This is a genomic window from Kitasatospora sp. NPDC034533, assembly GCF_055575155.1.
In genome coordinates this window covers 1-19,384 of the sequence record NZ_JBVITE010000096.1, presented here as the reverse complement: position 1 = coordinate 19,384, position 19,384 = coordinate 1, and the positions used below count along the sequence as shown (strand labels likewise).

Sequence of the window (19,384 nt, the reverse complement as noted above, 5' to 3'; positions counted from 1 at the left end):
GGGTGGTGGGAGCTGGGGGCGTTCCGTCTTCTCCCTCTTCCCGTTCTCCCCCCCCCCCCCCCCCCCCCCCCCCCCCCCCCCCCCCCCCCCCCCCCCCCCCCCCCCCCCCCCCCGCCGCCGGTTCAGCCCATGCTCTTCGCGCCGTCCAGGGACTCGCGGATGATGTCGGCGTGGCCGGCGTGCTGGGCGGTCTCGTTGGCGATGTGCAGCAGCACCCGGCGGGCCGACCACTCGGCCTCGGGCTGGAACCAGGGCGCCTTCGGCAGCGGCTGGGTCGCGTCCAGGTCGGGGAGCGCGGCCACCAGCTCGTCGGTGCGGCGGGCCACCTCGGCGTACTCGTCGAGGACCCCGGCCAGCGTCTCCCCGGGCAGCATCCGGAACTCGTCCGCGCGACGGGCGAAGTCCTCCTCGGTCCAGGTGGTGAAGTCGGGCATCGCGGACGGCCCGTGCACGATGAACTCCGCCCAGAGCCGCTCGACGGACGTCACGTGCTTGATCAGGCCGCCCAGGCACAGCTCGCTCGCACAGGTCCGCAGGCCGGCCTGCTCGTCGGTGAGGTCGCGGGTGGTGAAGCGCAGGAAGTGCCGCTGCTTCTCCAGGGCCGCCAGGAGGTCGGCGCGCTCGCCGGTGAGCTTCGGGGCGGTGGCGGTCGGGGTCGTGGTCTCGGTCATCGTCATGGCCTTTCGGTCGGGTCCTGCTCCCTCGGACGAGAACCACGCTACGGGCCATTGCGGTCACTTCCTGTCCTGAATCCCGGGGAGAATCGGCGGCATGGCGAACACCAGTACCCGGACGCTGCGACTGCTCTCCCTGCTCCAGACCCACCGCTACTGGCCCGGCGAGGAACTGGCCGACCGGCTCGGCGTCTCCGTGCGCACCCTGCGCCGCGACATCGACCGGCTGCGCGAGCTCGGCTACCCCGTCGAGGCGCAGCGCGGCGTCGACGGCGGCTACCAGCTGGCGGCCGGTGCGGCGCTGCCACCGCTGGTGATCGACGACGAGGAGGCGGTCGCCCTCGCGGTCGGCCTGCAAGCCGCGGCGGAGAGCCCGGTGGAGGGCGTCGCCGAGGCCTCGGTGCGGGTGCTGGCGAAGGTCGCCCAGGTGATGCCGGCCCGGCTGCGCCGCCGGGTGGAGGCGCTGCGCGCGATGACCGTGCCGGTGGACTGGGGGACGCCGGCGGGCGTCGACCCGGACGCCCTGACGGTGGTGGCGCTCGCCTGCCGGGACGGCGAGCGGATGCGGTTCTCGTACACGGCCGCCGACGGGCGCGGCACGGAGCGGCACGTCGAACCGCACCGGCTGGTCTGCCTGAACCGCCGCTGGTACCTGGTCGCGTACGACCTCGGCCGGGCCGACTGGCGCAGCTTCCGCCTCGACCGCCTCACCGCCCCCACCGGCAGCGGCGCCCGGTTCGCCCCGCGTCCCCTTCCGGCGGGCGACGCGGCGGAGTTCGTCCGCGCGGGCCTCGACGCCGGACCCCGGTCGCACCGGGTGGAGGTACTGGTGGAGGCGCCCGCCGATCACGTCCGGGCCCGGGTCGGGCGCTGGGGCACGGTCGAGCCGGTCGCCGCGCACCGCTGCCGCCTGCGGATGACCGCCGACTCCCTGGACTGGCCGGCCATGGCGCTGGGCTCCCTCGGTGCCGAGTTCCGGGTCGTCGCCCCGGACGCCCTGCGGACGCTGGTGGCCGAGTGGGGCGCGCGCTTCGCCCGTGCGGTCGAGGGGGCGGGGGAGTTCGAGGGGGCGGGGGAGTAGGGAGTTGGGCGGGCCGGCTTCCGGCGCGGGCGCCGGGATCAGGGGGCGATGGCTTCGAGTGTGGTGCGCAGAAGGGTGAGGGTGGCGGAGAGGGCGGGGAGCGGAGGCGTGGCGAGGGCGAGGCGCAGGGCGTCGGGGTGGTGGGGAGTGGTGGCGAAGGCGTCGGCGGTGGAGACCAGGATGCCCTCGGCGGCGAGGGCGGCGGCCGCGTGGTCGGGGCGCTGGTGGGCCTCCAGGGTGAGCCACAGGACGTAGGAGGTGGGGTGGGCGGTGGTGGCCAGGCCGGCGAGGGCGGTGCGGGCGACGGCCTGGCGGGCGGCGGCGTCCGCCCGGCGCTCCCGTTCCAGACGGGCGACCGTGCCGTCCGAGAGCCAGCCGGTGGCCAGGGCGGTGATCAGGCCGGGGGAGCCCCAGGCGGCGGTGCGCAGGCCGGTGGTGGCCGCGCGGAGCAGGTGGTCGGGCAGGACGGCGAAGCCGAACCGCAGGCCCGGGGCCACGCTCTTGGAGAGGCCGGCCACGTAGCAGGTGCGCTCCGGGGCGAGGGCGTACAGCGGTGGCGGCGGCGCGGCCTCCAGGAAGGCGTAGGTGCCGTCCTCGACCAGGGTGAAGCCGTGCTCGGCGGCGAGGGCCACGAGGCGCTCGCGACGAGCCGTGTCGAGCACCCAGCCGAGCGGGTTGTGGACCGTCGGCTGGGTGTACACCGCCCGGACCGGGCGGGAGCGGCAGAGCCGGTCGAGCGCGTCGAGGTCCGGGCCGGCGGCGGTGACCGGGACGGGGGCCAGGTCGAGCCCGTGGGCGGCGGCGAGCAGCTTGATGCCCGGGTAGCCGAGCGCGTCGGTGGCGAGGACGTCCCCGGGGCGGGTGAGTGCGCGCAGGACGCAGTCCAGCGCCTGCTGCGCCCCGCTGGTCAGCAGGACGTTCGCGGGGGCGGTGTCGATCCCGCGGTCCAGGAGGTGGGTGGCGACCGCGGCCCGGTCGTGCCGGTGGCCGCCCGGCGGGTGCTGGCGCAGCAGGGCCTCGGCGTCGCCCGAGGAGGCGAGCGCGCGCAGGGACCGCCGCAGCAGCTCGCCCTGCCCGGGGGAGAGCGGCTGGTTGAAGGAGAGGTCGGCCACCCGTGGCACCGGCAGCGCGCGGGAGGGTTCTATGCCGTCGTAGCCGGAGCGCAGCCGCACGAAGGTGCCCCGGCCCTGCTCGCCCACCACCAGCCCCGCGGCGGCCAGTTCGGCGTAGACCCGGGTGGCGGTGGCCAGGGCGATCCGCCGTTCGCGGGCGAGGGCGCGGTGGGTCGGCAGCCGGGTGCCCGCCGGCAGGGCGCCGGAGCGGATGGCGCTCGCGTACTCGTCGACGACGGCCTTGTAGGAGGGCGTCCGCACGGTCACCTGCCGTTGCTCGGGGGCGGGTGCCCGGGGCGCATTGCTGCGGAGTGTATCCAGGACAATAACTGGATTGTCCTGGGCGGGTGTTCCTAGCCTCGTGGGCGTCCAGCAGCGAGGCCAGGAACGGAGCACGCGCCCATGACCATCCGCAGCGAGCGGGATCAGCACGTCGTCACCCTCACCATCGACCGGGAGAAGAAGCTCAACGCCCTCGACTACCCGACGATCGACGCGCTGCTCGCCGAACTCGACCGGATCGACGCCGACGACACCGTCCGCGCCGTGATCCTCACCGGGGCCGGTGAGCGGGCGTTCAGCGCGGGCGCCGACATCCCCTCGCTGGCGGCCGACGTCGCGGGCGGGCCGGAGCGCGCGCTGCGCGAGTTCGTCCGGCGCGGGCACACCCTCACCCGGCGGATCGAGGAGTTCCCCAAACCGGTCATCGTGGCCGTCAACGGCCTGGCGTACGGCGGTGGTTGCGAGATCACCGAGGCCGCGCCGCTGGCGGTCGCGGCCGAGCACGCGGCCTTCGCCAAGCCCGAGATCTCGCTCGGCTTCCCGCCGCCCTTCGGCGGTTCACAGCGGCTGCCGCGCCACGTCGGCCGCAAGCGCGCGCTGGAGCTGATCCTGACCGGCGAACCGATCCCGGCCGCCCGGGCCGCCGAGATCGGCCTGGTCAACTCCGTCGTCCCGGCCGCCGAACTGCTGGACACCGCACGGGAGCTGGCCCAGCGGATCGTCCGGCACGCGCCGAGCGCCGTGGCCGCGTGCCTGCGGGCGGTGACCCGGGGCATCAACCTGCCGATCGACGAGGGGCTCGCGGTGGAGGCGGCGGCCTTCGCGGCGACCGTGCCGACGGAGGGCGTCCGGGACGGGATCCGGCGCTTCCTGGACCGATCGTCCGCCCGCCCGGCCCCCCGCCCGTCCTCCTGAGGTGGCGCGGGGAAAGGCGTTGCGGCCGACGGCCGGCGCAGTGACCATGGCGGGATGTCCGATCTGCTCGCGCGGGTGACCGCCTTCCGTGCCGCCTTCGCGCGCCGCCAGGCGGCGGAAACCGTCGAGGCGGTGGACTTCCCCGGGGTGTTCGCCGTCCGGGACGCGCGGTTCGTCCGCTCGGAGGAGCACAACCAGCTGATCGTCGAGGGCCCGGGGACCGACCCGGCGCAGCTGCCCCGGCTGGCCGCCCGGTGGCTGGGGCGGCGCCACCGGTACCGCGTCACCGTGCTGGACCCGGAGTCGGCCGAGCGAGCCGCTCCGGTGCTGGCGGCGGCGGGGTGGGAGCGGGAGAGCGTGGTCGTCCTGGCCCGTTCGACGCGGGGCTGTGTTCGGCCCGAACCGGCCGCGCTCCCGGCGGAGTTGCATGAAATCCGGGAGACGGTGCTGCGCCGGCAGCGGGAGTGGGGCGCGGACGGGGAACTCGCGCGGCAGCTCACCGACCGCCGCGTCGCCCGGCTGCGCGGCGCCGAGCGGGTGCACTTCCTGGCCTCGCGGACACCCGCCGGGGAGGTCGCGGCCTGGAGCGACCTCTACCTCGAACCGTCCCTCGGAATCGCCCAGTTGGAGGACCTGGTGACCGGCTCGCCGCACCGTGGCGCGGGCCACGGCGACACCCTGCTCGCCACCGGCCTGGCGCTCGCCGCCGAGGCCGGTGTCGCCGAGCTGTTCCTGCTCGGGGACGCGGCGGACTGGCCGCGCCGGTGGTACGGACGCCGGGGCTTCACGGAGATCGGGCGCGGCCACGCCTTCCACGGCCGGTGACGGCCGGGCCGAGCGGTGGCCGCGGGGCGGCGGCGGCCATCATGGGGCCATGGACACGGACGAGGAACTCCCCCGAGGGGTCAGGGTGGTCGACACGCCCACGCTGCTGTGGCTGCATGAGCGGGCGGAAGGGCTCGGCCTCGGCAGGCGGTCGGGCGGGGCGTGGGTGCGGGCGCACGCGGAACCGGAGGGGCGGCACTGGCTGCGGCCGGCGCTGTGGCACCGGATGTCCCACCGGCCGGAGCTGCCACGGCAGTTGCGCTGCGAGGCGGCGATCGCGGTGCGGGGCGGGGACCGGGTGCGCGGCCTGCTGGACGTCCTGCCGGAGGACTTCGCCCCGCTGCGCGCGGCGACCGCCCGGGACGGCGTGTGGATGCCGACCGGAGGGGTGCTGTCGGTCGTGGAGTGGACGGCCCGGGACGGCGACGGGTAGCGGCGACCCGGCGAGGGGCGGGGTCAGGCCGTCTCCGGGCCGGCCGCCGGTGGGGCGCCGCGACCGCAGTGGGCGGCGACGGTGTCGGCGAAGGCGCGGGAGAGCGGGCAGAGGTTCTCCCAGTCCCTCACGGCCCAGCCGGCCGTGAGGGCGGGCAGATCGGGCAGCGGCAGCAGCCGCAGGCCGGGGTGTCCGGGGCCCTGCCACTGCGGCAGGGCGGGGACGACGGCGTGGCCGAGGCCGAGTTCGGCGAGCAGGACCGCGGTGTCCCAGTCCGCGACGCTGGTGTCGAAGACCGGGCGGATGCCCGACTTGCCCAGCCAGGCTTCGAGTTGGGAGCGGGAGACGGAGTTCTGCGGCAGCCCGATCAGCCGGGCCTCCTGGAGGTCGGCCGGCTCGATCCGGGCCCGGGTGGCGAGCTGGTCGCCCGCGGACACGGCGAGCACCCAGGGCAGGTCCACCACCGGCCGCTGGTCGATGCCCCGGGCCGGGACGCCGAGGGTGATCCAGGCGAGGTCGACCCGGCCGGCGTTGAGCGACTCCAGGCAGCTGCGGCTCGAGACCTCGGTCTGGAACTCCAGGCTGACCTGGGGGAAGCGCCGCCGGAAGTCCACCACGGCCGCGGACATGAAGTGCCGGATGCTGGTGGCGCCGGTGGTGATCCGTACGGATCCGCCCTCGCCGAGGGCGAGTTGGGCGATCCGGTGCAACGCGTGGTCGATGCTGCCGAGGCCGGCCGCGACCGCCGTGCGCAGCAGACTGCCCGCCTTGGTGGGCACGACACCGCGTGGGTGCCGCTCGATCAGGGCGAGGCCGACCTCCCGTTCGAGCCGCTTCACGTGCTGGCTGACGGCGGACTGGGTGCGGTTCAGGTCGCGGGCGACGGCGCTGAGCGAGCCGGCCCGGCAGACCGCGGCGAAGACGCGCAGATCATCGATGGTCACGAGGGCCCAAGGTAGCGGGACCTCGGATCGGGACCCAAGGTATCCCTTGGGGGTTTCCCAGCTAATCAGCGGATTGACTTGGATGTTCGCCGGGATCGATCATCGGTTCCGGGCCCAGGGCGGCAACCCGCCCGCACCTTCGCGGCGTTCCGGACGCACGGGCGGGGGTGCGGGCGGGTGTCGACCCGCATCGATGCGAAGAGCCGTTCACGGCCGTGAGTGGCTGCGAACGGCTGTGACGTACGACTGACGTACGACTGACGTGACAGGAGGGAGCGGGCATGCGGTACGCCGACGGTCCGGGTGCGCGGTGCGAGGTGTTCGTCGAGGCGCCGGTCGGCCGGGTGTGGGAGCTGGTGACGGACATCGGCCTGCCCGCCCGGCTCAGCCCGGAGCTCCACCGCGTCGCCTGGCTGGGCGGCGTGCGCGGCCCCGCGGTGGGTGCCCGCTTCGAGGGGCACAACAGCCGCGCGGACATGCCCGACTGGCGGACGGTCTCCGAGGTCACCGAGCTGACCGAGCCGGCCGGGGAGGCGGGCCTCGGCGCCTTCGCCTGGGGCGTGATGGACGCGGACGGCCGCTACGGCGAGCCGGTGTCCGACCTCACCGGGGCGCTGGCCCGGTGGCGCTTCGAGCTGGCCCCCGAGGGCGGCGGCACCCGGTTGCGGCAGTCGGTGGTGATCGGCCCCGGCCGCAGCGGCGCCAGCCTGGTCATCGACGCCAGGCCGGAGCTGGAGGAGAAGATCGTCGACTTCCGGCTGAACGAGTTGCGCGCCGGCATGACGGCGACCCTCGAAGGCATCAAGTCGCTGGCCGAGCAAGGCGACCGGGCCCGGCCCGAGCACTGATCACCCGCGCGGTGCGTCCGGTCCGGTGCCAGGGACGCCCGGTGGCGTCGGCGGAGGTCCCCCTCTGTCCGGCGGAACGGACGACGGCCGGGTCATCCGATCGGATGACCCGGCCGTCGGTGTTCGGCTGGGAGGGTGGAGAGACAGGTGTCCTTCCGGTCGCCGGGCGGCGACCGGCCACCGGGGTGCCAGGGTCTCCGCTACCAGGACACCGGGTAGCGGACCGGGTGTCCGCCGATCCTGGCGGGCAGCAGGCCGATGACGACCAGCAGTCCGGAGGCCAGCAGGAGCAGCGGGAGGAACGGCACCGGGTGCGGTGCTTGCAGGACCACGATCACGGCGGTGCCCACGGCCGGGGAGTGCGACAGGTGGGTGAGCATCATCACGCCCAGCGAGAGCCCGGCGGCGATGGCCGCGCCCCAGGCGGTGCTGCCGGTGACGGCCAGGGTGGCGAAGCCGATCAGGGCCGACATCAGATGGCCGGCGACCAGGTTGCGCGGCTGCGAGATGGGCAGTCCGGGGGCGCCGTGCACCAGCGCGGCGCTGGCGGCCAACGGCGGGATCAGCAGGGGCTGGTGGAGCAGGACGCCCACCCCGACCAGCAGGAGCAGGGTGCCGATGGCGAAGACCGTGGCCCGCAGGGCGTGCACCGGGTGCGGTCTGGGCGTGGCGGCGGGCGGGGGTGAGGACATGCGTGAGCTGCTCCGGAAGGGGACGGGGGACTCCGGGATGATAAACAGATTGTTGATCGAAAGATGGGACGTTTTGCCTGTCGGGCAGATCCGTTCCACGGATGGAGACACCCCGCACCCCGGAACGAGAGCGAGCAGCCCATGACCATGCCGTCCGTCACCCTCTTCCGCGACGTCCGCCCGTTCGGGGCCGAGCGCGCCGTCGACCTGGTCTCCGTGGACGGCGTGCTCGCCGAGCGGGTGCCCGACGGGGTGGTGCCGGAGGTGGTCGAGGGCGACGGCCGGATCGCGCTGCCCACCCTGGTGGACGCGCACATCCACCCCGACAAGACGGCCTGGGGCGAGCCCTGGTACAGCCGCCGCCCGGCCGGCTCACTGCCCGAGTACGTCCAGGGCGACGTCGACCTCCACCGGCGGCAGAACACCTCGATCGCCGACCGCGCGCACCGCCTGCTGAGCCACGCCGTGGCCCGCGGCACCCGCGCGGTGCGCGCCCACGTGGACGTGGCGCCCGCGTTCGGCCTGGCCGGGGTGGCCGGGCTCGCCGAGGTGCGCGAGCGGCTGGCGGGCGTGCTGGACATCCAGCTGGTCGCCTTCCCCCAGCACGGGGTGCGGCGGATGCCCGGCGCGGGCGCGCTGCTCGCCGGGGCGGCGGCGAGCGGGCTGATCGACGCCGTCGGCGGGATCGACCCGGCCGGCTTCGACGCCGCCTCCGACGGGGGCCGGGACGGCGGCGAGGGGCCCGCCCAGCTGGAGCTGCTGTTCGGCCTGGCCGGCGAGCACGGCCTGCGTCTGGACATCCACCTGCACGACCGGGGCGAGCGCGGGCTCGGCCCGCTGCGCGACATCGCCGCCCGGACCAGGGCGGCCGGGCTGGCCGGACGGGTCGTCGTCAGCCACGCCTTCTGCGTCCCCGAACTGACCGGCGCCCCGCTCGCCGACCTCGCCGCCGAGCTGGCCGAGTCCGGCGTCGGGCTCACCACCGTGGCGCCCTCGGCCCACCAGGTGCTGCCGTTCCGCGAGTTGCGGGCACACGGGGTGCGGGTCGGGCTCGGCTCGGACGGCGTGCGCGACTCGTGGAGCCCGTACGGCAACGCCGACATGCTGCACCGCGCCCACCTGCTCGGCTGGACCACCGGCGCCCGCACCGACGAGGAGCTGGCCGACTGCTTCGCCCTGGCGGCCGACGGCGGCGCCGAGTTGCTGGACCTTCCGGCGGCCACCCTGCGGCCGGGCTCGCCGGCCGACTTCATGCTGGTGACGGGCGAGTGCCTGCCTCAGGTGGTGATCGACCTGCCGGTCCGCGAACTGGTGGTCCGCGCGGGCCGGGTGGTGGCCCGGGGCGGACGCTTCACGGGCTGATCGCCACCACCGCCCCCCACCCGCGTCGACCGGCGCGGGGCGGGAGCCGGGAGGGGGGCCGAAGGGAAGGGCAAGGGAGTGAACTCCCTTGCCACTTCCAAGGTACAGCGCGCACCGGGGCTTGCGGCAAGGCCCCCGTCGTGCCGCAGAATCACGGCCGTAGAGCCATGACCTGCGAAAACGGGAGCCGTGAGAATGCGCGTGCTGATGACGACATGGGGATCGCGCGGGGACGTCGAGCCGCTCGCGGGGCTGGCGGTGGCACTGCGGGGGCTCGGTGCCGACGCCCGCGTCTGCGCACCGCCGGACGAGGAGTTCGAGGCGCTGCTGGCGCGGGCCGGGGTGCCGCTGGTGCCGCTCGGGCCGTCGGTGCGTTCGGTGGTCGCCGGGCCGAGGCCGCCGACGGCGCAGGACGCGTTCCGGCTCGCCCCGCAGCTGGTCGCGGCGCGGTTCGAGACGCTCACCGCGGCGGCCGACGGCTGTGACGTGGTGGTGGCGACCGGCCTGATGCCGGCCGGGGCGCGGGACGTCGCCGAAAAGCTCGGCCTGCCCTACGTGCTGGCCTGTTTCCACACCCTCGGTCTGCCCTCGCGGCACTTCCGCCCCGGGCAACGGCCGGGCACGCCGTCCCCGGAGGGCGAGACGGACCACCGCAAGCTGTGGGAGCAGGACGCCCAGCGGGTGAACGCGCTGTACGGCGAGGCGCTCAACAGCCACCGGGCGGCGATCGGCCTGCCGCCGGTGGAGAACGTCCGCGACCACGTCCTCACCGACCGGCCGTGGCTGGCCGCGGACCCGACGCTGTGTCCGTCGGAGGGCCTGACCGAACTCGACGTGGTGCCGACCGGGGCCTGGATCCTGCCCGACGACCGTCCGCTCCCGGCCGATCTGGAGGCGTTCCTGGACGCCGGTGAACCGCCCGTGTACGTCGGCTTCGGCAGCATGGCCTCGTACGCCCCGGAGGGCATCGCCCGGGTGGCCGTCGAAGCGAGCCGCGCCCACGGGCGCCGGGTCCTGCTCGCCCGGGGCTGGGCCGGGCTCGCGGCGGTCGACGACGGGGCGGACTGCCACGTCGTCGGCGAGGTGAACCAGCAGGCCCTGTTCCGCCGGGTGGCCGCCGTCGTCCACCACGGCGGCGCCGGCACCACGACGACCGCGGCCGTGGCGGGAGCGCCCCAGGTGGTCGTCCCCCGGATCGCGGACCAGCCCCACTGGGCCGCCAGGGTGGCCGAGTTGGGCATCGGTGCGGCCCACCTGGACCGCACGCCGACGGTCGGCTCGCTCTCCGCCGCGCTCGCCACCGCCCTGGCCCCCGGGACCCGGGCACGGGCGGAGGCCGTGGCGGGCGGCATCCGCACCGACGGGGCGACGGTGGCCGCGAAGCTGCTGTTCGACCTGGTGGGCCGGGAGGCTCCGTCCGTCTCCGGGTGAGCCGCGCCGCGCCGGTGGCGGTCGAACGGCGGCCGGTCGAACGGCGGCCTGTCGAACGGAGGCCTGTCGAACCGCGGCCTGTCGAACGGTGCCGCGGGCTGGGGGAGTTCGTCGTCGGACCGTCCTCCTTCCGGTCGGGCGGTGGTGGTCGTCGGCCCGGGCGGGGCCGGTTCCGGCACCGATCCGGCGAGCGGCCTCCGGCTGTCGGCCGGGTCGGTTAGGGTGCCCAGCGGCGCGCCCGGTCACCGCAGGCCCGGCCGCGAGGGGAGGGCGGCATGACCGAGGGCACGTGCGAGGGAGCCGGGCGGGACGGCGACGGCATCCAGTGGCTCGCGGAGATCGGCGGGCCGGGCACCGGCCGATCGTCGACCGGCGCCCCCGACGGGGAGGGTGAGGTCGGCGGGGTGGTCTTCGCCCGGGGGATCACGCCCGAGGAACTCGCCCGCCGGATGGGCGCGGACCCGGCCACCGCGACCGAGCCGATCAGCGGCACCGAGATCCGGGGCCTGGACATCGAGGTCTACCGCCCCGGCGACGACGGCGACGGCGTGATCCGGGTCGGCACCTGCGCCGGCTGGTCGTTCGCCATCGAGTACGGCGACTCCACCGGTGGCGAACTGCTCACCGAGATAGCGCGCGACGGCGTCGAGGTGGTCCACTTCCGCCCGATGCCGCGGCAGCGGCCCGCCCTGCTGGACTACGCCAGGGACGGAGCCGTGCTGTGCGGCTTCGGCCTCGGCGAGGAGCGCTGGCGCTGGGGCCAGGAGCCGGACCTGCTGGTGCCGGACCTGGTCGCCGCCAAGGTCCTGGAGGCCGACGGCGTGACCTCCTGCGGGCCCGGACGGGAGGCCGCCGCGGCGGCCCGCCGCCGCACCCTCGGCGCCGTCGAACGACGCTTCGGGCTGAGCCTGCCCCGGGCCGCCCTCGGCGGGCTGCGCCTGCCGGCGTACGCGGTGCGGGGAACCCCGGGCATGGCCCTGCGCTGAGCGGGCGCCCGGCGCGGTGTGCGCGGGGGCGCAGCCGCGAGCACCGGGCCAAGCGCGGAGCCGGGCACCCAACCGGGCCCGGGGAGGGGCACCGAACCGGCCCCGGGGACGGACGCGGCCGGCGTCGGAGAGGGCGAACGAGAGAACCGGGCCGGGACACCACCGCCCCGCGAGGTCCCGTGACCGGTCGTGCGGACCGGCCGTGCGGACCGGCCCTCGCCCATTCGGCCGGTGACAGTCGGTCGGGCGCACGCCCCCCGTCCGGGGGTCTCCGCAGGGCACCGGCGAGCCCCGGCCCCTAGGGTCTGTGGTGCGACGACGAACCGAGCGCCGGGCGCACGCCGCCCCGTCGGGTGCACGCCGTCCCCGCCGGACGCCAGCCGTCCCGCCCGGCCGACCCGAGAGGTGGACCCACCCGATGCACACCGTCGTCCGCGGCGCCGGAGCGTTCGGCCTGACCGTCCTCCTGCTCACCACCGCCGGCTGCCGGGGCGACGGCTCCTCCGCCGCCGAGTCCGCGCCGACCGCGCCGACCACGCCGACCGCGCCGACCGCGCCGACCGCGCCGACCGCGCCGACCGCGCCGACCGCCCCGGCCGGCGGCCCCGACGCCGCCTCCGGCAGCGACCCCGCGGCCGCCACCGGCCTGGCCGCCCAGCGACTGGACTGGCATGCCTGCGCCGCCCCCACCAGCGCCCAGGGCAACGGCACCGCGCCCGCCGACGACTGGCAGTGCGCCACCCTCAAGGCCCCGCTGGACCACGGCAGACCGGACGGCCGGACCATCGACCTCGCACTGATCCGCAGCCCGGCCAAGGACCAGCAGCACCGGACGGGCTCGCTGCTGTTCAACTTCGGCGGCCCCGGCGCCTCCGGGGTGGCCGTCCTGCCCGCCCTCGCCCCGATCTACGCCAACCTCAACTCCCGCTACGACCTGGTGAGTTTCGACCCGCGCGGGGTCGGCGCCAGCGACGGGGTGAAGTGCCTGGACGACCAGGCGATGGACGCCGCCACCGCCGCCGACGGCACCCCCGAGACCCCCGACGCGGTGAAGGCCCTGGACGACGAAAACGCCCGCTTCGTCACCGCCTGCGAGCACAACTCGGGCCCGGTGCTGCCGTACGTGGACACCGAGAGCGCCGCGCGGGACCTGGACCTGATGCGGCAGGTGCTGGGCGACCGGAAGCTCTCCTACTTCGGCATGAGCTACGGCACCCAGCTCGGCGGCGTCTACGCCCACCTGTTCCCGCAGCACGTCGGCCGGATGGTGCTGGACTCGGTGGTCGACCCCACCAAGGACCCGCAGCAGAACGCGCTCGCCCAGGCCCAGGGCTTCCAACTCGCCCTCGGCGACTTCATGAAGGCCTGCGCCGCCCAGGCCGGGGCGGCCTGCCCGACGGGGGCGGGCGGCGACGAGGGCACCGCGAAGGTCGTCGCGCTGGTGCGACGGCTGGCGCAGTCGCCGCTGCCCACCCACCGGGGGCGACAGCTCACCGAGAACCTGGCGGTCACCGGCATCGCGGGCGCGCTGTACAGCCAGGAGACCTGGCCCGCGCTGGCCGCCGCCCTCACCGAGGCGATGGAACAGGGGACCGGCGACACGCTGCTCGAACTCGCCGACGCGCTGAACGGGCGCGACGCCCAGGGGCACTACACCGACCTGAACGCCGCGAACCGGGCGATCAACTGCGTGGACGCCCGGCAGCGCTACTCCGACCAGGACGTGGAACAGCAGCTGCCGCGGTTCCGCGCCGCCTCCCCGGTGTTCGGGGACTACACCGCCTGGGGCCTGACCGGCTGCACCGGCTGGCCCGTCCCCGGCAAGAACGCCCACCCCGAGGTCGCCGCGCCGGGCGCCGCGCCGATCCTGGTGGTCGGCACCACCGGCGACCCGGCCACCCCGGTGGAGGGCGCCCGCGCGATGGCGCAGCAGCTCGGCGCGGGCGTCGGCGTCACCCTCACCCTCCAGGGCGAGGGGCACGGCGGCTACAACACCGGCAACCCGTGCGTGCGGCAGACCGTGGACGCCTACCTGCTGGACGGCACGGTGCCGGCGGACGGGACGACCTGCGGCTGAGCTGCGAGAAGGCGCGAAGTGGCCCACCGGGCAGGCTTTCGATTGGCCCTGGAGAGCGGTCCACCCGCGCCATAGTCTCTTCGACGTGACGAACCGGACGACGAGCGCGGGAACGGATGCTGTGACGAACCGAACGAGTGACCGCGGGACCGCGGAAGGCGGGGCCGCTAAGCACGGGACCACCGAGCCCGGGCCGGCGAAGCAGGGGAGGACGAAGGTCGACTTCTACTTCGACCCCATCTGCCCGTTCGCCTGGATCACCTCCCGCTGGATCCTGGAGGTCGAGCGGCAGCGCGACCTCGACCTCACCTTCCGGGTGATGAGCCTGTCCGTGCTCAACGAGGGCCGTACCGACCTGCCGGAGCGCTACCAGCGCCTGATGACCACCGGCTGGGGTCCCGTCCGGGTCTGCGTCGCCGCCGCCGAGAAGCACGGTCCGCAGGTCCTGCGCGACCTCTACACCGAACTCGGCACCCGCCTGCACGACCAGGACCGGCCCGCCGACGAGGCCCTCATCCGGGAGGCGCTGGCGGCGGCCGGCCTGCCCGGGGAACTGGCCGGGGCCGCCGACGGCACCGAGTACGACGCGGCCCTGCGCAAGAGCCACCACGAGGGCATGGACCCGGTCGGCGAGGAGGTCGGAACGCCGACCATCCACGTGGACGGCGTCGCCTTCTTCGGGCCCGTGCTGACCGCGATCCCGCGGGGGGAGGACGCCGTACGGGTCTTCGACGGCGTGCGGCTGCTGGCCGGGTACCCGAAGTTCTTCGAGCTCAAGCGGACCCGGACGGGCGACCTGGACTTCTCCTGATCCGTGACCCGTGACCCGTAGTCCCGGACCCCGTGACCCGTAATCCCGTAATCCCGTGATCCCGTGATCCCGGACTCCGGTCTCGCCGGGCGCGTCCGGCGCCGCCACTCCCATGCCGGCCGGGCCTATTGTCCCGGTTGGCCCGGAATCGCCCCGTTCGGCCTCCCATCCGGGCGCGGAGCGTCCGACCATGGAGGGGCGGAGGCTGCCCGGCCCCCAGAGGCGGTGAGCGTGGATGATCGTACGAATCCGGTTGCGCGCTGACCACCACCCCACGACCCCGACGGGCCCCGGTTCCCGCCCGGACCCGGGGCGCGGGCAGGACCCGGGGCGTCGCGCCCAGGGGCCCGGCTGGGGACAGGGCCCCGGCCAGGACCCCGGACGGCCGCCCGGAGGCCGCCCCGGCCCCGGCGGCCCGGCCAAGCCCCCGCCGCCCTCCTGGCGCCGCTGGCTGCTGCCCCTCGCCGTGCTGGCCACGCTGCTCCTGCTGCTGCTCTTCTCCAAGTCCGGCACCCCCGGCACCCGCTACGGCTACACCGACTTCCTGAACCGGGTCGACGCCGGCCAGGTGCAGACCGTCGACGTCACCGACACCGGCGGGGTGAGCGGCACGCTCAAGGACGGCACCCACTTCACCAGCCAGATCCCCACCGCCCTGGACACCGCCCCGCTCAGCACCGCGCTCTCCGACCACCACGTGACCGTCACCGGCAGCCGGGCCAGCGGCGGCAGCTCGATCTGGTCCACGCTGCTGGTGTTCCTGCCGCTGCTGATCTTCGGAGGGCTCTTCCTCTGGTCCGGCCGGATGGCGGCCCGCTCGCTGGGCGGCGGCCTCAGTGCCATCGGACGCTCCCGGGCCAAGATCATCGAGGCCGAGCGGCCGGCCACCGGGTTCGCCGACGTGGCCGGGTACGAGGGAGTGAAGCAGGAGGTCAGCGAGGTGGTGGACTTCCTGCGCAGTCCCGAGCGGTACGCCGCCGCCGGAGCCAAGGGCCCACGCGGGGTGATCATGGTCGGGCCGCCCGGCACCGGCAAGACCCTGCTCGCCCGGGCGGTGGCCGGAGAGGCCTCGGTGCCCTTCCTCTCGGTGACCGGCTCCGGCTTCGTGGAGATGTTCGTCGGGGTCGGCGCCTCCCGGGTCCGCGACCTCTTCGAGGACGCCCGCAAACGCGCGCCGTCGATCATCTTCATCGACGAGATCGACGCCGTCGGCGGCCGTCGGGCGGGCGGCACCCGGATCGGCGGCAACGACGAGCGCGAGCAGACCCTCAACCAGCTGCTCGCCGAGATGGACGGCTTCGACCAGAGCACCGGCATCGTCGTCATCGCCGCCACCAACCGGCCCGACGCCCTGGACCCGGCCCTGCTGCGCCCCGGCCGCTTCGACCGGCAGGTCACCGTCCCGCTGCCCAACCAGGCCGAGCGGGCCGCCATCCTCGCCGTCCACGCCCGGGGCAAGACCCTGGGTCCGGACGTCGACCTCGGGCGGCTCGCCCGCGGCACCCCCGGCTTCTCCGGCGCCGACCTCGCCAACCTGGTCAACGAGGCCGCCATCAACGCCGTCCGCGCCGAGCGGGCCACCCTCACCGCCGCCGACCTCGACGCCGCCCGCGACCGGGTGCTGCTCGGCCGCCGGGAGTCCTCCAACGCGCTGCTTCCCGAGGAGCGGCAGTCCGTCGCGGTGCACGAGTCCGGACACGCGCTGGTGGCCGCCCTGTGCGAGCACGCCGACCCGGTCGCCAAGGTGACCATCCTCCCGGCCGGCGTCGCCCTCGGCGTCACCGAGCAGCTGCCCGAGGCGGAGCGGCGCCTGTACAGCGAGGGCTACCTGACCGACCTGATCACCGTCCAGCTCGGCGGCCGGGCGGCGGAGCTGGTGGTCTTCGGCGAGGGCTCCACGGGCGCCGCCAACGACCTCGCCAACGCCACCTCGGTCGCCACCCGGATGGTCCGCGAGTTCGGCCTCTCCCCGGAGCTCGGCCCGGTCGGCTACTCCAGCGGCACCCCGCACTACCTCGGCGACAACCCCGAGGACCTGCTGCGCCGCCCCTACTCCGAGCAGACCCAGCGCGCCGTGGACGAGGCGGTGGCCCGCCTGCTGCGCCGGGCCGAACGGCGGGCCGTCGACCTGCTGACCGAGCACCGGCACCACCTGGACGAGCTGGCGGCGCTGCTGGTCGCCCAGGAGACGGTGGACGGCGCCGTGGTGCTCGACATCCTGGCGCACCCGGCCCCGAACCCGGCCGCGCGGCCGGTGCCGCTGGACAAGCCCGGGCCGGTGCCGCCGGACGGGCGGCACCGGCCGGACGGGCCGGAGGAGCAGGGGGAACCGGGGGAGGAGCCGGGGGAGGACCACCGCCCCTGACGGCTGCCGCGGCGGTGGTCGTATCCTCGTGATCGTTGTGTACCCACCGTCCGAGGAGTCGGAATGACCGAGCCCCTTCCTGCCGACGTCCAGCGGGAGATCGCCCGCGCGCTCGGAGTGGCGTCCGTCCCGGACCCCGCGCAGGAGGCCGAGCGCCGCGTGGAGTTCCTGGCCGACCAGGTGCGGGCCACCGGCGCGCGCAGCCTGGTGCTGGGCATCAGCGGCGGCGTCGACTCCACCACCGCCGGGCGGCTCTGCCAGCTCGCCGTGGAGCGCCTGCGGGCCGAGGGGCGCCAGGTGACCTTCACCGCGATGCGGCTGCCGTACGGCGTCCAGGCCGACGAGGCGGACGCCCAGCGCGCGCTCGCCTTCATCCGCGCCGACGAGGTGCTGACCGTCGACATCAAGCCCGCCACCGACGGCGCGGTCGCCGCGCTGAAGGCCGCCGGGCTGACCTACCGCGACCAGGGCCAGGAGGACTTCGTCGGCGGCAACGTCAAGGCCCGCCAGCGGATGGTGGTCCAGTACGCGGCGGCCGGCGCCAAGGGCGGGCTGGTCGTCGGCACCGACCACGCGGCCGAGGCCGCCGTCGGCTTCTTCACCAAGTTCGGTGACGGCGCGGCCGACGTGATGCCGCTGTCCGGCCTCACCAAGCGCCAGGTGCGGGCGATCGCCGAGTCGCTCGGCGCGCCGGCCGAGCTGGTCAAGAAGGTCCCGACCGCCGACCTGGAGGACCTCGCCCCCGGCCGCCCCGACGAGGACGCCCTCGGCGTCAGCTACGACGAGCTGGACGACTTCCTGGAGGGCCGTCCGGTCAGCGAGGACGTCTTCCGCACCGTCCTCGGCCACTACCGCCGCACCGAGCACAAGCGCAACCTGCCGGTCGTCCCGCCCCAGGCATGACCGGCCCGGACGAGCGCGCCGCCGGGGCCGTCCTCGGAGCGGCCGTGGGCGACGCCCTCGGCGCGCCCTACGAGTTCGGCCCGGCCGGCGGGTGCTGCGCACGCCCGAACTGCTGGATCTGGCCCGCCGGTTGACGATCCGGGCGGGCTGGTAGGGCCGGTCAGGGATGGATGCCGCCCGCGCGGCCGGTCAGCAGCATGAAGAGCACGAAAAGCAGGAACGCCGCCAGCAGCAGGTGGCTGAGGAGCGAGCCGAGCATCGCACAGCGCCAACGGCGGTGCGGGGTCGAGCCGGGGCCCGCGACGGCCGCGCCGATCAGGGCCGCGACCGCGACGCCGGCCAGGAGCACCGAGCTGTTGCGCACCGCCCAGCCGTACTCCACGGTCGGCCCGTCCCCGACCGTCCGCCAGATCAGGTGGAGCAGGAAGCAATCGATCGCCGCCGTCACCACGGCGAACACCGTCCCCCTGCGAAGGTCGGCGGACTCCCTGCCCAGACCCTTGATGCCCGACTCCACCATCGCGTCCGTTCCCCCGGCGTCACTGGACCCCCTGGCCGGACACCGTACCGGGAAGCGGTTCGGAAACGAAGGGGTCGCGGTGGTGGGCCGGGGCACGGTGCGTCAGTCCCCGTCGGCGTCGGCCTCGGCGGTCGGGGCGGAGCCGGAGCGGATGCCGAGCTTGGCCTCGGCGGTCGTCCAGTCGGTGGCGATGGCCTGCTGGGCGGCGGCGAGGGTGACCTGGCCCTTGCAGATCGCGGTGTGCAGGTGGGTCTCCACCGAGTCCTTGGGGTTGTTCGGCCCCTTGCCGGGCACGTGGCCGGGGGACGGCGGCTGGACCCACAGGTTGCGCGGGTCGTTGGGGTCGCCGCCGAGCTGGAGGCTGATCAGGTGGTCGTACTCGGCGTCGCCCATCGGGCCGGTGTAGCCGTAGGACTTGGCGTTCTCGGCCTTCTCCTTGCCGGTGATGTTCGCCGGGGGCCGGATGGTCGAGGTGTAGCCGCCCGGCTTGCAGATGGTGTCCTTGATGTTGTCCTGGTTGACCGCCGGGCTGATCGCGCCCGGGGTGCAGTTCGGGTCGGGCAGCGGCTGCTTGTCGGCGGTGTAGCGGTAGTGGCAGCTGCCCGGGGCGGGCTGCGGCTGCACGTCGTAACCGCTCTTCGGGCCGGGGCCGGTGACGATCGCGGCGGGCGGGGCGGCGGCCGCGGCGGCGTCTCCCGCGGCGGCCGGGACGGAGCTGGGCCCGGCCCCCTTGGCGGGGTGGCCGCCGCCGGACGAGCAGCCTGCGGCTGCGGCGGAGAGCAGGACGGCCGCGGCTATGGCCAGGGCGCGGCGGGCGGGAGCCGGCACGGATTCCTCCATCGGGGTGTGCGTGAGCGGCGGACACCGGGTGTGCCGGCGCCGCGCCAGCGGACACTACCGTGTGGACAAGGCCGAAGGGGTGACGCCACGTCGCGGCGCGGGAAGCCTTGACCGGGCGCGCGGAACCGTTTCCGCGGCGAGGGCGGATCCGGCCGCCGGGGTCTCACCCCGGCGGCCGTCCGCGGGACCTCAGAGGGCGTTCGATAGGGGAATCCCCCCAACTGTCCGGCTTCCAATGGCGCGGCACGGACTCGGTTCCAGGATCTCGTAGCGGCCGGGCCCG

19 protein-coding genes are annotated in these 19,384 nt (G+C 75.4%); 13 read left to right on the top strand and 6 right to left on the bottom strand.

Annotated features, from left to right (window positions below; genetic code table 11):
• Positions 1–122: 122 nt before the first annotated feature.
• Positions 123–677 (bottom strand): DinB family protein, encoded by a 555-nt coding sequence (locus ACZ55U_RS36645; protein ID WP_465533524.1) that lies wholly within the window; start codon positions 675–677, stop codon positions 123–125.
• Positions 678–771: 94 nt separating this feature from the next.
• Between ACZ55U_RS36645 and ACZ55U_RS36640 the strand changes: the two genes are divergently transcribed.
• On the top strand, positions 772–1,755 hold the full coding sequence (locus ACZ55U_RS36640; protein WP_465533522.1) for a helix-turn-helix transcriptional regulator: 984 nt from the start codon (positions 772–774) through the stop codon (positions 1,753–1,755).
• 38 nt (positions 1,756–1,793) lie between these two features.
• On the opposite strand, the gene ACZ55U_RS36635 is transcribed toward ACZ55U_RS36640, so the two are convergent.
• Complete coding sequence (locus ACZ55U_RS36635; RefSeq protein WP_465533520.1) at positions 1,794–3,134, bottom strand: aminotransferase-like domain-containing protein; 1,341 nt, start codon at positions 3,132–3,134, stop codon at positions 1,794–1,796.
• Between the two features lie 135 nt (positions 3,135–3,269).
• Between ACZ55U_RS36635 and ACZ55U_RS36630 the strand changes: the two genes are divergently transcribed.
• The 3 genes from ACZ55U_RS36630 to ACZ55U_RS36620 are packed head-to-tail and all read left to right on the top strand — an operon-like array spanning position 3,270 to position 5,322.
• Entirely contained in the window at positions 3,270–4,064 is a 795-nt protein-coding gene (locus ACZ55U_RS36630) for a crotonase/enoyl-CoA hydratase family protein (RefSeq protein ID WP_465533518.1), read from the top strand.
• Positions 4,065–4,118: 54 nt separating this feature from the next.
• The gene (locus ACZ55U_RS36625) at positions 4,119–4,889 is read left to right on the top strand and encodes a GNAT family N-acetyltransferase (RefSeq protein ID WP_465533516.1); all 771 of its coding nucleotides are present in this window, start codon (positions 4,119–4,121) and stop codon (positions 4,887–4,889) included.
• Between the two features lie 49 nt (positions 4,890–4,938).
• Entirely contained in the window at positions 4,939–5,322 is a 384-nt protein-coding gene (locus ACZ55U_RS36620) for a hypothetical protein (RefSeq protein ID WP_465533514.1), read from the top strand.
• Between the two features lie 23 nt (positions 5,323–5,345).
• On the opposite strand, the gene ACZ55U_RS36615 is transcribed toward ACZ55U_RS36620, so the two are convergent.
• On the bottom strand, positions 5,346–6,266 hold the full coding sequence (locus ACZ55U_RS36615; protein ID WP_465533512.1) for a LysR family transcriptional regulator: 921 nt from the start codon (positions 6,264–6,266) through the stop codon (positions 5,346–5,348).
• A gap of 281 nt (positions 6,267–6,547) precedes the next feature.
• Between ACZ55U_RS36615 and ACZ55U_RS36610 the strand changes: the two genes are divergently transcribed.
• Positions 6,548–7,114 carry an SRPBCC family protein gene (locus tag ACZ55U_RS36610; protein WP_465533510.1) on the top strand — a complete coding sequence of 189 codons (567 nt, stop codon included), beginning with the start codon at positions 6,548–6,550 and terminating at the stop codon, positions 7,112–7,114.
• A 200-nt stretch (positions 7,115–7,314) separates the two neighbouring features.
• Here ACZ55U_RS36610 and ACZ55U_RS36605 read toward each other — a convergent pair whose 3' ends face one another.
• Positions 7,315–7,806 carry an HPP family protein gene (locus ACZ55U_RS36605; protein ID WP_465533508.1) on the bottom strand — a complete coding sequence of 164 codons (492 nt, stop codon included), beginning with the start codon at positions 7,804–7,806 and terminating at the stop codon, positions 7,315–7,317.
• 141 nt (positions 7,807–7,947) lie between these two features.
• Between ACZ55U_RS36605 and ACZ55U_RS36600 the strand changes: the two genes are divergently transcribed.
• The 8 genes from ACZ55U_RS36600 to ACZ55U_RS36565 all read left to right on the top strand — a co-directional run bounded on the left by ACZ55U_RS36600 (position 7,948) and on the right by ACZ55U_RS36565 (position 17,875).
• A complete protein-coding gene (locus tag ACZ55U_RS36600; RefSeq protein ID WP_465533506.1) occupies positions 7,948–9,168 on the top strand; it encodes an amidohydrolase in 1,221 nt (406 codons plus the stop codon).
• 195 nt (positions 9,169–9,363) lie between these two features.
• Complete coding sequence (locus ACZ55U_RS36595) at positions 9,364–10,599, top strand: glycosyltransferase (RefSeq protein ID WP_465533504.1); 1,236 nt, start codon at positions 9,364–9,366, stop codon at positions 10,597–10,599.
• Positions 10,600–10,874: 275 nt separating this feature from the next.
• Positions 10,875–11,585: a DUF6461 domain-containing protein gene (locus ACZ55U_RS36590; RefSeq protein WP_465533502.1), complete on the top strand. Its 711-nt coding sequence runs from the start codon at positions 10,875–10,877 to the stop codon at positions 11,583–11,585.
• Between the two features lie 418 nt (positions 11,586–12,003).
• The gene (locus ACZ55U_RS36585) at positions 12,004–13,662 is read left to right on the top strand and encodes an alpha/beta hydrolase (protein ID WP_465533500.1); all 1,659 of its coding nucleotides are present in this window, start codon (positions 12,004–12,006) and stop codon (positions 13,660–13,662) included.
• 121 nt (positions 13,663–13,783) lie between these two features.
• Complete coding sequence (locus ACZ55U_RS36580) at positions 13,784–14,473, top strand: mycothiol-dependent nitroreductase Rv2466c family protein (protein ID WP_465533498.1); 690 nt, start codon at positions 13,784–13,786, stop codon at positions 14,471–14,473.
• A 235-nt stretch (positions 14,474–14,708) separates the two neighbouring features.
• Positions 14,709–16,838 (top strand): ATP-dependent zinc metalloprotease FtsH, encoded by a 2,130-nt coding sequence (gene ftsH, locus ACZ55U_RS36575; protein ID WP_465533496.1) that lies wholly within the window; start codon positions 14,709–14,711, stop codon positions 16,836–16,838.
• Positions 16,839–16,901: 63 nt separating this feature from the next.
• A complete protein-coding gene (gene nadE / locus ACZ55U_RS36570) occupies positions 16,902–17,741 on the top strand; it encodes an ammonia-dependent NAD(+) synthetase (RefSeq protein WP_465533494.1) in 840 nt (279 codons plus the stop codon).
• On the top strand, positions 17,738–17,875 hold the full coding sequence (locus tag ACZ55U_RS36565; protein ID WP_465533492.1) for a hypothetical protein: 138 nt from the start codon (positions 17,738–17,740) through the stop codon (positions 17,873–17,875). The genes nadE and ACZ55U_RS36565 overlap by 4 nt, the downstream gene beginning before the upstream one ends.
• 26 nt (positions 17,876–17,901) lie before the next feature.
• On the opposite strand, the gene ACZ55U_RS36560 is transcribed toward ACZ55U_RS36565, so the two are convergent.
• Both ACZ55U_RS36560 and ACZ55U_RS36555 read right to left on the bottom strand, forming a co-directional pair.
• The gene (locus ACZ55U_RS36560) at positions 17,902–18,261 is read right to left on the bottom strand and encodes a hypothetical protein (RefSeq protein WP_465533490.1); all 360 of its coding nucleotides are present in this window, start codon (positions 18,259–18,261) and stop codon (positions 17,902–17,904) included.
• A gap of 102 nt (positions 18,262–18,363) precedes the next feature.
• The gene (locus ACZ55U_RS36555) at positions 18,364–19,101 is read right to left on the bottom strand and encodes a hypothetical protein (RefSeq protein WP_465533488.1); all 738 of its coding nucleotides are present in this window, start codon (positions 19,099–19,101) and stop codon (positions 18,364–18,366) included.
• Between the last annotated feature and the right edge of the window lie 283 nt (positions 19,102–19,384).

What these genes read in the sequence shown, in the direction of transcription:
- ACZ55U_RS36645 (WP_465533524.1), bottom strand. Translation starts at nt 677, where the DNA reads ATGACGATGACCGAGACCACGACCCCGACCGCCACCGCCCCGAAGCTC.
- ACZ55U_RS36555 (WP_465533488.1), bottom strand. Translation starts at nt 19,101, where the DNA reads ATGGAGGAATCCGTGCCGGCTCCCGCCCGCCGCGCCCTGGCCATAGCC.
- nadE (WP_465533494.1), top strand. Translation starts at nt 16,902, where the DNA reads ATGACCGAGCCCCTTCCTGCCGACGTCCAGCGGGAGATCGCCCGCGCG.
- ACZ55U_RS36595 (WP_465533504.1), top strand. Translation starts at nt 9,364, where the DNA reads ATGCGCGTGCTGATGACGACATGGGGATCGCGCGGGGACGTCGAGCCG.
- ACZ55U_RS36640 (WP_465533522.1), top strand. Translation starts at nt 772, where the DNA reads ATGGCGAACACCAGTACCCGGACGCTGCGACTGCTCTCCCTGCTCCAG.
- ACZ55U_RS36630 (WP_465533518.1), top strand. Translation starts at nt 3,270, where the DNA reads ATGACCATCCGCAGCGAGCGGGATCAGCACGTCGTCACCCTCACCATC.
- ACZ55U_RS36625 (WP_465533516.1), top strand. Translation starts at nt 4,119, where the DNA reads ATGTCCGATCTGCTCGCGCGGGTGACCGCCTTCCGTGCCGCCTTCGCG.
- ftsH (WP_465533496.1), top strand. Translation starts at nt 14,709, where the DNA reads ATGATCGTACGAATCCGGTTGCGCGCTGACCACCACCCCACGACCCCG.
- ACZ55U_RS36605 (WP_465533508.1), bottom strand. Translation starts at nt 7,806, where the DNA reads ATGTCCTCACCCCCGCCCGCCGCCACGCCCAGACCGCACCCGGTGCAC.
- ACZ55U_RS36565 (WP_465533492.1), top strand. Translation starts at nt 17,738, where the DNA reads ATGACCGGCCCGGACGAGCGCGCCGCCGGGGCCGTCCTCGGAGCGGCC.
- ACZ55U_RS36610 (WP_465533510.1), top strand. Translation starts at nt 6,548, where the DNA reads ATGCGGTACGCCGACGGTCCGGGTGCGCGGTGCGAGGTGTTCGTCGAG.
- ACZ55U_RS36600 (WP_465533506.1), top strand. Translation starts at nt 7,948, where the DNA reads ATGACCATGCCGTCCGTCACCCTCTTCCGCGACGTCCGCCCGTTCGGG.
- ACZ55U_RS36590 (WP_465533502.1), top strand. Translation starts at nt 10,875, where the DNA reads ATGACCGAGGGCACGTGCGAGGGAGCCGGGCGGGACGGCGACGGCATC.
- ACZ55U_RS36560 (WP_465533490.1), bottom strand. Translation starts at nt 18,261, where the DNA reads ATGGTGGAGTCGGGCATCAAGGGTCTGGGCAGGGAGTCCGCCGACCTT.
- ACZ55U_RS36585 (WP_465533500.1), top strand. Translation starts at nt 12,004, where the DNA reads ATGCACACCGTCGTCCGCGGCGCCGGAGCGTTCGGCCTGACCGTCCTC.
- ACZ55U_RS36620 (WP_465533514.1), top strand. Translation starts at nt 4,939, where the DNA reads ATGGACACGGACGAGGAACTCCCCCGAGGGGTCAGGGTGGTCGACACG.